This window comes from Pantoea sp. PGP6 (genome assembly GCF_053474785.1).
The window spans coordinates 2,124,711-2,138,891 of sequence record NZ_JBQBMA010000001.1; the positions used below are offsets into that span (position 1 = coordinate 2,124,711).

16 protein-coding genes are annotated in these 14,181 nt (G+C 52.0%); 9 read left to right on the forward strand and 7 right to left on the reverse strand.

Going from position 1 to position 14,181, the window contains the following annotated elements:
• The first annotated feature begins 2 nt into the window (after positions 1–2).
• Together ACLIBF_RS10265 and ACLIBF_RS10270 are read left to right on the forward strand one after the other, a co-directional pair.
• Positions 3–842 (forward strand): hypothetical protein, encoded by an 840-nt coding sequence (locus ACLIBF_RS10265; protein WP_448309713.1) that lies wholly within the window; start codon positions 3–5, stop codon positions 840–842.
• A gap of 95 nt (positions 843–937) precedes the next feature.
• Positions 938–1,240 (forward strand): tail fiber assembly protein, encoded by a 303-nt coding sequence (locus ACLIBF_RS10270; RefSeq protein WP_341802494.1) that lies wholly within the window; start codon positions 938–940, stop codon positions 1,238–1,240.
• A gap of 42 nt (positions 1,241–1,282) precedes the next feature.
• Here the strand turns inward: ACLIBF_RS10270 and ACLIBF_RS10275 are convergent, their stop codons facing one another.
• The 5 genes from ACLIBF_RS10275 to sapA form a co-directional block, all read right to left on the reverse strand.
• Positions 1,283–2,782 carry a glucosyltransferase domain-containing protein gene (locus ACLIBF_RS10275; RefSeq protein ID WP_448309715.1) on the reverse strand — a complete coding sequence of 500 codons (1,500 nt, stop codon included), beginning with the start codon at positions 2,780–2,782 and terminating at the stop codon, positions 1,283–1,285.
• A 184-nt stretch (positions 2,783–2,966) separates the two neighbouring features.
• Positions 2,967–3,884, reverse strand: coding sequence for a glycosyltransferase family 2 protein (locus ACLIBF_RS10280; RefSeq protein WP_448309716.1), 918 nt, complete (start codon positions 3,882–3,884; stop codon positions 2,967–2,969).
• Positions 3,881–4,240 (reverse strand): GtrA family protein, encoded by a 360-nt coding sequence (locus ACLIBF_RS10285; RefSeq protein ID WP_448309717.1) that lies wholly within the window; start codon positions 4,238–4,240, stop codon positions 3,881–3,883. The genes ACLIBF_RS10280 and ACLIBF_RS10285 overlap by 4 nt, the downstream gene beginning before the upstream one ends.
• Before the next feature lie 280 nt (positions 4,241–4,520).
• On the reverse strand, positions 4,521–5,486 hold the full coding sequence (gene sapB, locus ACLIBF_RS10290; RefSeq protein ID WP_031377772.1) for a putrescine export ABC transporter permease SapB: 966 nt from the start codon (positions 5,484–5,486) through the stop codon (positions 4,521–4,523).
• On the reverse strand, positions 5,487–7,109 hold the full coding sequence (sapA, locus tag ACLIBF_RS10295; RefSeq protein ID WP_046288296.1) for an ABC transporter substrate-binding protein SapA: 1,623 nt from the start codon (positions 7,107–7,109) through the stop codon (positions 5,487–5,489). It lies immediately after the preceding gene.
• Between the two features lie 171 nt (positions 7,110–7,280).
• Here sapA and ACLIBF_RS10300 point away from each other — a divergent pair, with 171 nt between their 5' ends.
• Entirely contained in the window at positions 7,281–7,436 is a 156-nt protein-coding gene (locus tag ACLIBF_RS10300) for a hypothetical protein (protein WP_162287699.1), read from the forward strand.
• Positions 7,437–7,472: 36 nt separating this feature from the next.
• Here the strand turns inward: ACLIBF_RS10300 and pspF are convergent, their stop codons facing one another.
• On the reverse strand, positions 7,473–8,483 hold the full coding sequence (gene pspF / locus ACLIBF_RS10305) for a phage shock protein operon transcriptional activator (RefSeq protein WP_046288526.1): 1,011 nt from the start codon (positions 8,481–8,483) through the stop codon (positions 7,473–7,475).
• A 164-nt stretch (positions 8,484–8,647) separates the two neighbouring features.
• Here pspF and pspA point away from each other — a divergent pair, with 164 nt between their 5' ends.
• Genes pspA through ACLIBF_RS10335 form a run of 6 tightly spaced genes read left to right on the forward strand, consistent with a single transcriptional unit; the run spans position 8,648 to position 12,663 of the window.
• The gene (gene pspA / locus ACLIBF_RS10310) at positions 8,648–9,313 is read left to right on the forward strand and encodes a phage shock protein PspA (protein WP_069728377.1); all 666 of its coding nucleotides are present in this window, start codon (positions 8,648–8,650) and stop codon (positions 9,311–9,313) included.
• A gap of 35 nt (positions 9,314–9,348) precedes the next feature.
• Positions 9,349–9,576, forward strand: a complete 228-nt coding sequence (gene pspB, locus ACLIBF_RS10315; protein WP_031377770.1) for an envelope stress response membrane protein PspB — start codon at positions 9,349–9,351, stop codon at positions 9,574–9,576.
• Positions 9,573–9,923: an envelope stress response membrane protein PspC gene (gene pspC / locus ACLIBF_RS10320; protein WP_031377769.1), complete on the forward strand. Its 351-nt coding sequence runs from the start codon at positions 9,573–9,575 to the stop codon at positions 9,921–9,923. Before pspB ends, pspC begins: the two co-directional genes overlap by 4 nt.
• Positions 9,924–9,978: 55 nt before the next feature.
• Positions 9,979–10,227: a phage shock protein PspD gene (gene pspD / locus ACLIBF_RS10325; protein WP_031377768.1), complete on the forward strand. Its 249-nt coding sequence runs from the start codon at positions 9,979–9,981 to the stop codon at positions 10,225–10,227.
• The gene (locus ACLIBF_RS10330; protein ID WP_069728375.1) at positions 10,208–11,605 is read left to right on the forward strand and encodes a YcjX family GTP-binding protein; all 1,398 of its coding nucleotides are present in this window, start codon (positions 10,208–10,210) and stop codon (positions 11,603–11,605) included. Before pspD ends, ACLIBF_RS10330 begins: the two co-directional genes overlap by 20 nt.
• Positions 11,602–12,663 (forward strand): YcjF family protein, encoded by a 1,062-nt coding sequence (locus ACLIBF_RS10335; protein WP_069728374.1) that lies wholly within the window; start codon positions 11,602–11,604, stop codon positions 12,661–12,663. The genes ACLIBF_RS10330 and ACLIBF_RS10335 overlap by 4 nt, the downstream gene beginning before the upstream one ends.
• A gap of 56 nt (positions 12,664–12,719) precedes the next feature.
• Here the strand turns inward: ACLIBF_RS10335 and ACLIBF_RS10340 are convergent, their stop codons facing one another.
• The gene (locus ACLIBF_RS10340) at positions 12,720–14,138 is read right to left on the reverse strand and encodes a glucosyltransferase domain-containing protein (RefSeq protein ID WP_279809817.1); all 1,419 of its coding nucleotides are present in this window, start codon (positions 14,136–14,138) and stop codon (positions 12,720–12,722) included.
• Positions 14,139–14,181: the final 43 nt, after the last annotated feature.

The following is a 14,181-nucleotide window of genomic DNA, read 5'->3' on the forward strand; positions in this document are numbered from 1 at the left end:
CCATGCATCGTATTGATACTTCCACCGCCCAGAAAGATAAATTCGGCGCCGGAAAGAACGGCTTCACGGGCGGCAATCCGCAGACAGGTGAGTTACCCACCGCGCTTAATGCGGAATTCTTTGACTCTGTTCAGGAAGAGATCGCATCGATTATTGAGGCGGCTGGCATCACCCTGTCCAGTGCAAGCAATAACCAGCTCCTCGCCGCTGTTAAAGGTCTTGTAGGCCCTGGGCGACTTCTGAATGTTCAGGTGTTTAATGCTGCGGGGCAATACACTCCTACACCGGGGATGAAATTTATCCTGGCGCACATGATTGGCGGAGGCGGGGCTTCAGGTGGTACGCCTGCAACAGCATCAAATCAAAGCGGCGGTTCTGCTGCGGGTAACAGCGGAGCATATGCATTTATAAAGGCATATGCGAATGATATTGGAGCAGGAAAAGCAATAAACATCGGTGCCGGCGGAACAACTCAGGTAAATGGCTCTGGTTTTGCTGGAGGCACAACATCTATTGCAGATATTGCTGATGTCACAGGTGGTTATGGTTCCATTCCTGGCTCTGTAAGTGCCACTACAGCGGTGGCCCAACCTTCATATAGTAAGCCGGTTGTGAAAAAATATAATAATACTGAGATTATTATTTCCAGCCTTGGCTCTCAGGCATCAAACTTCCTTCAGTCAGCAATTGGCTCTGGCACTGGCTGGATCTCTCCGGTATCACCATTTATGGGTGGTGAAAAAGGCCGAGGAGGTTCAGGGATTTTTGTAAACGCCAGCATGGCCGCTCAACCAGGCCTTGCAGGCAACAGCGGCGCCGTTCTAATCATGGAGTATGCGTAATGAGTACAGACGTTTATGCAATAATTAATTCAGATGGATTAGTGGTTGACGTTCAGTTATGGGATGGCACGACAGAGTGGACCCCGCCTGAAGGCATGGAAGCGGTGTTGTGTGAGGAAACTGGCTGTGGGATTGGCAGTACATATAAAAATGGAACGTTCTCCCCACCGCCAGCTTTAGAAGCCACCAAAGAATATCTAATTGCGCAGGCAGAGCAGCAAAAGTCGAGCTTTCTTTCCGAGGCTAGCCAGAAAATATCAATTCTTCAGGATGCTGTAGATCTTGATATGGCTACTGAAGAAGAGAGGGTAGAGCTAACCACCTGGAAGAAATACAGGGTACTTCTTAGCAGAGTCGACACCAGTAATGCGCCTGAAATAGACTGGCCTGATAAGTAACACTATAAGAGGGCCGCCCACGCAACCCTCTTTCACGCTATTCTACTTGCACAAGTCTTTATCAAAGGAAATCAGAAGAGTATCCCCAAGCCCATAAAGCAAATATTCTTTTGTTTCCCATAACGGCGCTGAACTACAGATATCCTCTGCTTGCTTGAGTTCAGTAAAGCTTCTGGTTTCCATGTTTAAGCCATAATGCTTAAGAAGCATTGCCCCCCACGACCAATCACCATTCATATAAATTGGTATTAATGAGTTCATGATGGGGAATCTATAAGAAACGAGGGACCTCTTTTCTGCGGACGGCATAACGCCCTTTATCGAGACATATTTGAATTCCTGTTTTGATCTATATACATCACTCTGTATTCTACTGGCCAGTAACCCATCCAATTTGTCTTGCTCCTTTGATGCGTTTGCATATGAATAAGAGAAAATCATTGCCATCACAAAAAAAGGAAAAAGCAACACTAAAGAGGTGTTTCTGTTTTTGAATGCACTTACAATTAAGAATGATGAAAAAAGAACAAATCCAGTAAATGATATGAGAACCCTTGTTGCAAAAACCGGCTCTTTTAAGAGTGATATGTGTATGAAAGACGCAAAGAAACTCAGTAGAACCAAAATGGTTACACAGAAAAAACAAAGCAACTTTAGGTAATTGGATTTATATGCCCGAGCTGAAATTATCGCTATAGAGATAAGAATTATGATGGCGTAAAAAATAAATACTATTTCAGCCGATTTATACAAAGGGATAAAAAACCAGTCAAATATTTTATTAATATTTAACGTGAAGCTATCAATGAAGTTTTCATTGAATGAGATCAATCCTGAGTGTTGATGAGCGTAACCATTTTCTGAGAATTCTCTGAGAATAGCTATTTTATATATGACATAAGAAAGCGACAAAGCGAAAGTGTAGTGAACTGATTTCTTTAATAGAAGAATAGGTTTCTTTTCTTTAGGTTCACTAATCAAAGTAAAAGTCAGGTCTATAGCTGATAATATTAAAAATAGAGTTAAAGATGCCTGGTATAATGAAAGTGAGCAGACAATGCCTATCACGAAAGCCACAAACTGAATCTTGCTAAAACGCAACGAGAAAGGCAGGATAATAGCTGACAAGCTCAACGCCATAGGCAATGAGTCATATTTATAAGATATGTTTTCAATATAGAAAGGCGTGGCTATGAGTAAGAACAAAGCGAATGCGGAAACAATTACGCCTCTTTCTGGAAAATACTTACGGCCAAAGACAGCGAGAGAAAAAGATAATACCGCCATGCTCAGTATTTGATAGAGAGGAGATAGGTCTAATATAGGGGTGCCAAAGTTTAATGCTGACATTATGAAGTCAGAGAGAGGCCTCCCATCATAACCCCAAGCCGTGTAACCGTACAATGACCGACCAAGATCGTCAATGTAAAGCCGTCCTGTTAATAGTATTCCAGCAGAATAAATTATAGAAAGGGTGAAAACTAACAAAAAAACCTTTCCGATTTTTTCATTATCACATGCTCTGTGATCAGGCAATTCCATTTTAAACCTCATGATAAAAAATATGCAGCAAAATATGTTGAGCAATCATCAGAAAACCCGAAATTGCCTATAATTGCAGGACTGTAGGCCACAAGGAGTGGGGTGATTATAAATCCAAGTGGTATTGCAACTTTCTTTTGTAAGTGTGAAAACATTTATTTCATCCATTTAAACTTGATGCGTCTCATTCGTCATTCTTTGTGATAAAGCGCGGCCTTTTTTTAGTCTCAATATAAATACGGCCAATATACTCACCAAGAACTCCAATACCTATCAACTGTACGCCACCCAGAAAAAGCATTGAAACCATTATGGAGGCATAGCCTTTAACAGGGTTTCCAAACATCATTGTGTCTAAAATCATGTATGCACCATAGAAAAAAGAGCACCCTGCAACGAACAGGCCAATATATGTCCACATCCGAAGCGGAAATGTTGAAAAGCTCGTTATTCCTTCCAGTGCCAGATTCCATAACTTCCAGCCGTTGAATTTAGTTCTACCAGCAACGCGCTCTGCTCTTACGTACTCGATAACTTCCGTTTTCCCACCAACCCATGAAAGTATTCCCTTCATAAACAGATTTCTTTCAGGTAGTAATTTTATGTGCTCGACAACTTCTCGAGACATGAGGCGAAAATCACCTACGTTCTCCTCGATCTGTGGATTGCTAATCAAGTTGTGAAGATGATAAAACCATTCGGCGCTTTTTCTCTTGAGATGGCTATCGCAGGACCTATCCATGCGCTTGGCCAGAACAACATCAGCTCCTTCTCGCCATTTCTCAATCATGCGTGGAATGACATCTAGCGGGTCCTGAAGGTCTACGTCTATAGGTATTACAACCTCGCCACTGGCCTTCTCTAACCCAGCGAATAACGCAGCCTCTTTACCAAAGTTGCGAGTAAAGAATATGTTTTTTACCAGACTATCTTCCTGCGCCATCTCTTTCATCAGAACAGCAGTGAAGTCAGTGCTCCCGTCATCTACAAAGACAATTTCAACTTCTTCCGCTTGGAAGGGCTGAAAATGACGAATTTCTCTATAGAAAATGGTTATGGCGTCTTCTTCATTAAATACCGGAACGACAAGGGATATCTTCATCCTCTATCCTTGAAAACAATGTACTTTGAATAAATGAATCCACACACCAGGCTGATGGCAGAAAAAGCAATAAGCGTAATAACAGGGTTGGAGTGTGACCTGTCCGCATACGTTCCAACGGCGGAGGCCATGCCGCCCATAAAGAAAAGATAAATTATGTAGCGAAACGTAGTAGTTTCGGCGTTAAATGTCCACTTGGCATTTGCGAAAAATGAAAAGGTTACCGCGCAACAGAAGGCCGCGAAGTTTGACATCGACTGGTTGAAGCCCTGTGAGTAGAGAGCAGCAAAAATTATCCAGTGAATGAAAGTGTTAACCGCCCCAACCGAAGCGTAGCGAGCGAACAGCTTTAACATCAGTATATTCCTGTAATCGCAAGGTGCGGATCTTGTCACTACGTCTGGTTTTTGGCAAGAATTAGTAAAGCGGGGTTAATGAAAAAAAAGCCCGGCGACCGGGCAATGACTCAGCCGCTCCTGTCTGAGCAGGCTGCGGGGTGTGATTTGAGATTAGTCACTCCCCGTCGCAGCTGCCAAATGAAAATGTGTACACCAAAGAGTGCTTGAATTGGTGCTTACCTGGTATTTAGCTATTAACTTATTGAATTTAAATGATTTATTGAATTCAAGATAAGCGCTATCGGAGGGCATACCATTCCTTATGTTTCAACGGATTCATCGCTGCGCCAATCACGTCGGAGATGACGTTGACCAGAATCACCAGCCCGCCAATCACCATCACGCCGGCTGAGATCGCCGCATAATCCTGCTGGCGAATCGCATTGATCAACCAGCGGCCAAGGCCGGGCCAGTTGAAGACCATTTCAGTGATCATCGCCAGCGTCAGCATGGTTGAAAATTGCAGGCCAAGACGCGGGATCACCGGCGGTAAGGCGTTGTGCAGCACGTGACGTCGGATCACCGTCAGCTGTGACAGTCCGCGGGTCGCGGCGGCTTTAACATAATTTTTTTCCATCACCTCGCTGGTGCTGTTGCGCAGCAGGCGGATCACTTCGGTGGTGGGTGCCATCGCCAGTACCAGCACCGGCAAAATCAGGTGAGTCAGGGCGCTGATAATCATCTCGTGCCGCCACGGTGAGCGGCTGAGCCAGGCGTCAATCAGCGCAAAGCCTGATACGTTCTGTACCGGATAGAGCAGATCGTGCCGCCCCGACACCGGTAGCCAGCCGAGCGTCAGCGAGAAAAACAGCGTGAGCAGCAGGGCCAGCCAGAAAATCGGCGCTGAAAAGCCGAGCAGCGCCAGCGCACTGATGGTCTTATCCTGCCATTTGTTGCGCATCACCCCGGCGCAGATGCCGAGCGGAATACCCACCAGCAGGGCAAACACAAACGCCAGAATGCACAGCTCCATGGTGGCGGGAAAAACTTCGCGCAGCTGCAGGCCAATTTCCTGTCCGTTGGTGCTGGAGACGCCAAAATCAAACTGCAGCATCCCTTTAAACCAGAACCACCAGGCGTCAGACAGGGCAGCACCTTCCAGCGGCGCGTTTGGGGTGAAATAGCTGAGGCTGAAGCTGACCAGCGACAGCAAAAACAGCGTAATCAGCAGCAGCAGCAGGCGGCGCAAAATATAGATGATCACTTACTTTTCCTCACCCTCTTCACGATAAACCCCGGCAAACGAGGCGTTGCCAAACGGACTCAGCACCAGGCCTTTAATGTCATGGCGAAACGCCTGCAGACGCAGCGACGACGCCAGCGGCAATACCGGCAGCTCCTGAGCCAGAATCTGCTGCGCTTTGTCGTAACTGTCGATGCGCCCCGACAGCTGCTGTGTCAGCAGAGCATTCTGCAATGTTTCATCAAAGGCCGGCGAGCACCAGTGCGCATAGTTGGTCTGGGAACGGATCGCCGCGCAGCTGAGCAGCGGACGAAAGAAGCTGTCCGGATCGTTGCTGTCGGTCGCCCAGCCCGCCAGGGTCAGGTCGTGATTCATCGACATCAGCTGCGCCTCCTGAAAACGTCCTTCGACCGGCACAATGGTCAGGCGGACGCCCACCTGGGCCAGATCGGCCTGCAATAATTCCGCGGTTTTAAGCGGGCTGGGATTCCACGACTGCGAGGCCGACGGCACGACCAGCCGCAGATGCAGGTCGGTCAGGCCCAGCGCTTCCAGCGCAGCGCGAGACTTTTCAGGATCGTATTCGGTCACCCGCGCGTCACTGTCATAAGCCCACGAGGCGCGCGGTAATATCGAGGCCGCAGTTTCGGCCGTGCCGTAGTAGATCGACTCCATCAGCCGCTCATTATTGATCGCCAGCGCCAGTGCATGCCGGACTTCAGGACGATCAAGCGGCGGCTTGCGGGTATTAAACGCCAGATAGGCGATATTCATCCCGGGTCGCAGCGTCATTCGCAGGCGCGGATCATCGCGCAAGATACTGAGCTGACTGGCAGCCGGATAAGCCAGCACGTCGCACTCGCCGGTCAGCAGTTTCGACAAACGGCCGGTGCCGCCGGCGCCTAAATCGATCACCGCCTGCTGCAGACGCGGCACGCCTTTCCAGTAATGCGGATTACGCGCCAGGCGGATGTACTGGCCGGTGCGATATTCACTCAGCTGGTAAGGGCCGGTGCCCACCGGCTGGCGATCCATCTCTTCCTGGCGGCCCTGAGCCGTCAGCTGATCGGCATACTCTTTAGACAGCACCGGCGCATAGTGGGTCGCCATATGCCAGAGAAAGGAGGCATCCGGGCTGTTCAGCCGGAATTCAACCGTGTTGTTATCCAGCTTTTTAACGCTCTGCACTGAATCGGCAAACTGCAGGCTATCGAAGTAGGGATAGTTTCCGCCGTTGACGTTATGCCACGGATGATGGCGATCGAACATCCGGGCGAAGCTGAACACCACATCATCTGCGTTCAGAGCGCGTGTCGGTTTGAACTGATTAGTCTGCTGGAACTGCACGCCGCTGCGCAGGTGAAAACGATAGGTCGCGCCATTGTCACGCACTTCCCAACTGGCGGCCAGATCGGGCTTCAGACGGTAGGTGTAGGGATCGACATCCAGCAGGCGATCGTACAGTTGTGCCGCCAGGGTATCGACGGTTAACCCGCTGCTGACCATTTGAGGATTGAAGGTGGTCAGCGTGCCGCTGACGCAATAGACAAAGCCGGTCTGGCGAATATCACCGGCGGGGGCCGACCACGCAGGCGAACTCAACACGCTGAGGCTGAACAACAGCGAACATATTAGTTTTGACATAGAACTCAACGATTTTGAGGCATTAGACAGAGTGTATCGCAAAGCGGGCGTTGTCCCAAAATCTGCGACGCTGCCCGGCCTGATATTCATTCAGCCTGCGGCAGAAAAAACGTACAGAGAGTGTGGTAATGAGAAATATTCTCAATTAGAGCTTTACAGATGATAATAAGAATGATTATTATTCATCTGCACTTCGACGGTGGCTCTACCGAAGAAGAGCACGACATTGCTCACATTGCTTCCAGTATTGTTGCCCGCCTGATGGCGGGCTTTTTTTTGCCTGAAATGGTCAACGCGAAGCGGACGGCTGGCCTGATAAGCGCCTGAGACGGCAGGGGAAGGGCGAAGTCGATCCGCACGGTATCAGCTGATATCTTCACGCGCCTGAATACCGTGCTTTTTCATCATGGCGCGGAGCTGGTGGTAGGTAACGCCCAATAACCCCGCGGCGCGGCGCTGATTGTATCGTGCCTGTTGCAGGCTGGTTTCCACCAGCTCTCGTTCCTGCTGATTTTGCCACTGACGCAGATCGAGCGGCAGCGCCGGCAGGTCGCCCTCGGGCGCGGGACGGCTCACCGGCAGGGTATCGACCGGCTCAGGCCGGCGAGCGAACGGATTAATAATCACGTTATCCAGCGGCTGCTCGCTGCTGTTGTGACGATAAACCGACCGTTCCACCACATTCTTTAGCTCACGAACGTTGCCGGGCCAGTGGTAACTCAACAGCGTCTGCTGCGCCTGCGCGGTAAAGCCAGGGAACAACAGCAGGCCAAGTTCACGGCACATCTGGATAGCAAAATGCTCAGCCATCACCAGGATGTCGCTGCGACGTTCGCGCAGTGGCGGCAGCTGAACGACGTCAAACGCCAGACGATCAAGCAGGTCGGCGCGGAATTTTCCGGCGGCCGCCAGGGCAGGCAGGTCTTCGTTGGTGGCGCAGACCAGCCGCACATTAACCTGCAATGAGTGATTACCGCCGACGCGCTCCAGCTGCCCATATTCGATTACCCGCAGCAGTTTTTCCTGAACCAGCATCGGTGCCGTCGCCAGCTCATCAAGAAACAGCGTGCCGCCATCCGCCCGTTCAAAGCGGCCCAGATGTCGCTTCTGAGCGCCGGTAAAGGCCCCGGCTTCATGGCCGAACAGCTCAGAATCGAGCAGGTTTTCATTCAGCGCGGCGCAGTTCAGCGAGATAAACGGTCCCTGCCAGCGGTCAGAAAGATAGTGTAAGCGGCTGGCGATCAGCTCTTTACCGGTACCGCGCTCGCCAATCACTAATACCGGCTTTTCCAGCGGAGCCAGCTTCGACACCTGCTCCAGCACTTCAAGAAAATTATTGGACTCACCGAGAAGGTTGTCGTTGTTTCCAGCCATGATGAATTTCGCCACCCCTTAATCATTTTGACTATATTAGAACAAGCCAAAAGGGCTGTAAAATTTAAAAATTGAAAATAATCAAATAATTATAAAATTGGCACGCATCTTGTATTAGCCATACAGCGCAACACGCCATGACACATTTAAAGAGGAACATCATTATGGGTATTTTTTCTCGTTTCGCCGACATCGTAAATGCCAACATCAATTCGCTGCTGGAGCGTGCGGAAGATCCGCAGAAACTGGTCCGTTTGATGATTCAGGAAATGGAAGACACCTTAGTTGAAGTCCGCTCAACCTCTGCACGGGCGCTGGCTGAAAAGAAACAGCTGACACGCCGGATTGAGCAGGCAGAGATTCAGCAGGCCGAATGGCAGGAAAAAGCCGAGCTGGCACTGCGTAAAGATAAAGACGATTTAGCCCGCTCAGCGCTGATCGAAAAACAGAAACTGACTGACCTGATCGCCGCCCTGAAACAGGAAGTGAGCCAGGTAGAAGAGACGCTGGAACGCATGAAAGGCGAAATCAGCGAGTTGGAGAAAAAACTGAGCGAAACGCGGGCGCGTCAGCAGGCGTTAACGCTGCGTCATCAGGCGGCTTCCTCTTCACGTGACGTTCGTCGTCAGCTGGACAGCGGTAAAATTGATGAAGCGATGGCGCGTTTTGAATCGTTTGAACGTCGCATCGATCACATGGAAGCGGAAGCGGAAAGTCACGGTTTTGGCAAACCTAAAACGCTGGATCAGCAGTTCACCGATCTGAAAGCGGATGATGAAATCAGCCAGCAACTGAATGCGCTGAAAGCCAAAATGAACCGCAGTGAATAATTATCGACGTTGCGATGAGTGATTAAGGAGAGTCAATGAGCGCACTTTTTCTTGCCATACCGCTAACGATCTTCGTGTTATTTGTGGCACCGATCTGGCTATGGCTGCATTACAGCAACAAACGCAACGGCGGTTCGGAACTGTCGCAAAGCGAAATCCAGCGCCTGCAGCGTGTTGCTCAGGACGCGCAGCGGATGCGCGAACGCATTGATGCGCTGGAGGCGATTCTGGACGCAGAACACCCTAACTGGAGGCAACCATGATCAATGGCCGCAAGTTATGGCGTAAGCCTGACGAAGGAAAACTGATGGGCGTCTGTGCAGGTCTGGCGGAGTATCTCGATATTCCGGTGCGGCTACTGCGCGTCATCATGGTGCTGTCACTGTTTTTTGGCCTGTTTATGTTTACCGTGGTCGCCTATTTTGTGCTGGGATTTGTACTGGATGTTAAACCGGCCAATGCCGCTGACAACCCACGTCAGCCCAGCGCCAGCGAACTGCTGGACCAGTTAGAAAGCGCACTGCAGCGTGATGAACGCAGCGTGCGCGATGTGGAACGCTACGTCACGTCTGAAACCTTTAGCGTGCGCAGCCGCTTCCGCCAGCTTTAATCCTTATCATACCGGGCCTGTAACAGGCCCTTTCGCTGACCCTTCGGAGGTGTCGATGTCCTTCTCGCGATCCACTGCTTTTCGCCACCGCGCGGCACCCGCGTTGAAGTCGGCGGCTAAATTCATCATTATTAACGCTGTCACTTACGGCCCTGCTGGCGTCACCGGCTGGGCGGTAAAATCGGTAGCACGCCGTCCGTTGCGTCTTTTACTGGCGATGGCGCTGGAGCCGTTGCTGAAACGCGTTATGAATCGCGCGGCGTCGCGCTTCATCAGGGAGAAAGATGAAAAGACTGCAAACTGAATTTGTCGCGTTAATGAACCGCGGCGTTGACCGGCACCTGCGCTTAGCGGTTACCGGCCTAAGCCGCAGCGGAAAAACCGCGTTTATCACCTCGCTGGTTAATCAACTTCTGACGGTCCACAGCGGCGCACGTTTGCCGCTGTTTTCCGTGGTGCGGGATGAGCGCCTGCTCGGGGTAAAGCGGGTACCGCAGCGCGATATGGGAACGGCGCGCTTTACCTACGATGAAGGGCTGGCACAGCTCTACAGCACGCCACCTGCCTGGCCGACACCGACCCGCGGCGTCAGTGAGATGCGGCTGGCGCTGCGCTATCGCCCCAATGCATCGCTGTTGCGACATCTGAAAGAGACCGCCACGCTCTATCTGGAGATCGTGGATTATCCCGGCGAATGGCTGCTCGATCTGCCGATGCTGGCGCAGGATTACCTTGCCTGGTCGCGGCAGATGAACGGGCTGCTGCAGGGCGATCGCGCAGAGTGGGCGACGCCGTGGCGCACCCTCTGTCAGCAACTCGACCCGCTCGCGCCCGCCGATGAAAACCGGTTGGCGGAAATTGCCGCAGCCTGGACCGATTATCTGCACCGCTGTAAGGCTGAAGGATTGCATTTCATCCAGCCGGGCCGGTTTGTCCTGCCTGGCGACATGGCGGGCGCACCGGCGCTGCAGTTTTTCCCGTGGCCGGTTACCGACGATCTGCAGCTCAGCAAACTCGCTCAGGCCGACAAAGGCAGCAACTTCAGCATGCTGCAGCAGCGGTTTAACTACTACTGCCAGCACGTGGTGAAAGGCTTCTATAAAAATCATTTCCTGCGCTTCGATCGCCAGATTGTACTGGTCGATTGCCTGCAGCCGCTCAACAGCGGACCACAAGCCTTCAATGATATGCGGCTGGCGCTGACGCAGCTGATGCAAAGCTTTCATTATGGTCAGCGGACGCTGTTCCGCCGGCTGTTCTCACCGGTTATCGATAAATTACTGTTTGCCGCTACCAAAGCGGACCATATCACCAGCGATCAGCACGGCAATATGGTGTCACTGTTGCAGCAGCTGGTGCAGGATGCCTGGCAGAACGCCGCATTTGAGGGGATCAGCATGGACTGCATCGGCCTGGCCTCGGTGCAGGCGACGCAGAGCGGGCTGGTGGATCACCGGGGTGAGAAGATCCCGGCGCTGCGCGGCAATCGGCTGAGTGATGGCGAACCGCTGACCGTCTATCCCGGTGAAGTGCCGCCGCGGCTGCCGGGCAATGCTTTCTGGCAGCAGCAGGGTTTCCAGTTTGAACAATTCCGCCCACAGCAGCTGGACGTTGATCGGCCGTTGCCGCATATCCGCATGGATGCTGCGCTGGAATTTTTGTTAGGAGATAAATTGCGATGAGTGATCCGCTGAAGCCCCGAATCGATTTTGCCCGTCCGCTGGATGAGGCGACAGAGGTGCCGTTACGGCCCGCGCAGACTTTTGACGCCCAGGCGCAGGCGGCGTTTCTGGCGGTGCAGGATGATGAAGCCGTCGTCGAGGAGGAGGGCGCAGGTGAGCGCGCGGTGGAAGCGGCGCTGAAACCGAAGCGCAGCCTGTGGCGCAAACTGGTGATGGCTGGCGTGGCACTGTTCGGCATCAGCGTCGTCGCGCAGGGCGTGCAGTGGACCCATGATGCCTGGCTGGCCCGCGACTGGTTTTCGCTCGGCAGTGGCGTGGCGGGCGGCCTGATCGTGCTGGCTGGCGTCGGCGCGCTGGCCGGTGAATGGCGCCGCCTCTATCAGCTTCGTCAGCGTGCCGAAGAGCGCGACATCGGCCGCGAACTGCTGCACAGCCATGGCATAGGTAAAGGCCGGGCATTTTGCGAAAAGCTGGCCCAGCAGGCCGAGCTGGATCAGGCGCATCCGGCGTTACAGCGCTGGCATGCCGCGCTTCATGAAACTCATAACGACAGCGAAATAGTACGTTTATATGCCCAGCTGGTGCAGCCGGTGCTGGATCGCCAGGCGCGACGTGAAATCAGCCGTCACGCGGCAGAAGCCACGTTGATGATCGCCGTCAGTCCGCTGGCGCTGGTAGATATGGCTTTTATCGCCTGGCGTAACCTGCGGCTGGTCAATCGCATCGCCGCAATTTACGGTATCGAACTGGGTTACTTCAGTCGTATACGCCTGTTCCGGCTGGTGCTGCTCAACATGGCGTTTGCCGGTGCGTCGGAACTGGTGCGCGAAGTGGGGATGGACTGGATGTCGCAGGATATCGCCGCCCGACTCTCTACCCGCGCCGCGCAGGGTATTGGCGCCGGTTTGCTGACCGCGCGGCTGGGCATCAAAGCGATGGAACTGTGTCGCCCACTGCCGTGGCTGGAGCAGGATAAGCCACGACTGGGTGATTTCCGTCGCGAGCTGTTAGGACAGATGAAAGAGGCGTTGCAGAAGGGCGGCAATAAGTCTGCCTAGCCAGTGCTGTGACGCAATCAACAAGGGCGGCCTGGCTGGCCGCCTTTTCTTTGCGCTTAATGAGGCTGACGCAGCACCGCGCGCGAATCGATAACCAGACAGTCACCCGGACAACCGGCTTCGTCGGTAATAACCGGATTCGCCGGCAGCGTAAACGCCATGCTGTTTTGTTGCCGGATAAAGTGCGCCATGCCGGCAAAGGTCCATGACATGCTTAATCCCAGCCCGCCAAAATCATCATATTTACGCAATGTCGCCACTTTCGGCAGATATTCTCCGGTCAGACGATAATAGAGCGCGCCATGGAAATCTTTTGGCACCTGAGAGGTGATGGCCTGATTAAGCAGCGCAAACTCTTTGCGCGCCGGAACCGAATAGCCGTTGTTGAGATGACTGATTGCCAGTGAAGCCGCTGCCAGCACCAGCGCGGCATATAAGCACTTTTTCCATTTAAATTTTTGGCTGATCTCAAACAGACCGACAATAAAAATGCTGGTTGAAATCAGGGCGCCGGCAATCAGGGTTCGATAGGCTGCCATGCTTTCACTGACAATCAGATTGGGCAGCGCGGCGATCAGCAATAAAAAAAAGATCAGGCAGAACTTATCAGTGCCAGCGGCTTTAATTTTCTTTAGCCCAAAGCCAATGACGATTAAAGAGAGAATCACCGAAACGGTTTTTGCCCCGAGATCAAAATGACAGATGATGTTTTTAAGGTACTCTGAAAAGAACCATTTCACCTTATTCAGCAGATCGTAGCTAAATGCCGAACGCGGCAGCGCATGGCCATAAAGCTGGACTGGCAGTACCTTCGACGCAATCAAGGCGGCAAACATGCCCGCGCCCAATACCACCAGCGAAATCACGGCACGTTTTTTATCGATCCTGCGCGCTGAGAGGCACAAATCCAGCATGGCAAAAAAAGTAAAGCTCATCGCAGCTGGCTGATAAATACAGAAGGCGATGGTCAGCAGAAAGATCGCCAATAGTGGCCCAGCTACGCCTGGCTTCACGGACCATCGATAACTCGCGCCAGCCAGCAGAATCGCGGCGATATAGGGAAAGCAGGATGCCCAGGCGATATAAACCTGGAAAGAAGGCAGCAGGCAGAGCAACAGTGAAAAGGTTATGCGCTGTGCCTGGCTTTCCATCAGCGCGTATTTCTGAGTCAGGGTATAAAGATAATAGCCGGTAAAAATAAGCAGAATAATTGCCACTGCACGCAGCAGCGCCAGTTTTTCTACGCTATCGACAATAAAAGAGGCGGCATACTGGATGATTCCGTACACCGGCCGGCCTGATAACGTATCCCAGTTTAAAATACTGCGCTGATCGAAGTTGGCCCAGTAGAGGTTGGTCCAGTCATCGGTATAGGCATAATGGGTTAAATAAGCCGGATAGTATGCAAAAAGAAACACCACTATAAAGAGCACAAACACGTTGCCACGGCTCAGGCCCTGTTTACCGATCATCATCTTTCATCCTTTGTTATTGGCACGCTGCTGTTGCCACGCGGTG

Bases quoted from the DNA above. Each gene is read 5' to 3' on its own strand.
- ACLIBF_RS10275 (WP_448309715.1), bottom strand. From the start codon at position 2,782: ATGGAATTGCCTGATCACAGAGCATGTGATAATGAAAAAATCGGAAAG.
- pspD (WP_031377768.1), top strand. From the start codon at position 9,979: ATGTCCTTCTCGCGATCCACTGCTTTTCGCCACCGCGCGGCACCCGCG.
- ACLIBF_RS10265 (WP_448309713.1), top strand. From the start codon at position 3: ATGCATCGTATTGATACTTCCACCGCCCAGAAAGATAAATTCGGCGCC.
- pspA (WP_069728377.1), top strand. From the start codon at position 8,648: ATGGGTATTTTTTCTCGTTTCGCCGACATCGTAAATGCCAACATCAAT.
- pspB (WP_031377770.1), top strand. From the start codon at position 9,349: ATGAGCGCACTTTTTCTTGCCATACCGCTAACGATCTTCGTGTTATTT.
- ACLIBF_RS10340 (WP_279809817.1), bottom strand. From the start codon at position 14,138: ATGATGATCGGTAAACAGGGCCTGAGCCGTGGCAACGTGTTTGTGCTC.
- ACLIBF_RS10270 (WP_341802494.1), top strand. From the start codon at position 938: ATGGAAGCGGTGTTGTGTGAGGAAACTGGCTGTGGGATTGGCAGTACA.
- pspC (WP_031377769.1), top strand. From the start codon at position 9,573: ATGATCAATGGCCGCAAGTTATGGCGTAAGCCTGACGAAGGAAAACTG.
- ACLIBF_RS10330 (WP_069728375.1), top strand. From the start codon at position 10,208: ATGAAAAGACTGCAAACTGAATTTGTCGCGTTAATGAACCGCGGCGTT.
- ACLIBF_RS10280 (WP_448309716.1), bottom strand. From the start codon at position 3,884: ATGAAGATATCCCTTGTCGTTCCGGTATTTAATGAAGAAGACGCCATA.
- sapA (WP_046288296.1), bottom strand. From the start codon at position 7,109: ATGTCAAAACTAATATGTTCGCTGTTGTTCAGCCTCAGCGTGTTGAGT.
- ACLIBF_RS10285 (WP_448309717.1), bottom strand. From the start codon at position 4,240: ATGTTAAAGCTGTTCGCTCGCTACGCTTCGGTTGGGGCGGTTAACACT.
- ACLIBF_RS10335 (WP_069728374.1), top strand. From the start codon at position 11,602: ATGAGTGATCCGCTGAAGCCCCGAATCGATTTTGCCCGTCCGCTGGAT.
- ACLIBF_RS10300 (WP_162287699.1), top strand. From the start codon at position 7,281: ATGATTATTATTCATCTGCACTTCGACGGTGGCTCTACCGAAGAAGAG.
- pspF (WP_046288526.1), bottom strand. From the start codon at position 8,483: ATGGCTGGAAACAACGACAACCTTCTCGGTGAGTCCAATAATTTTCTT.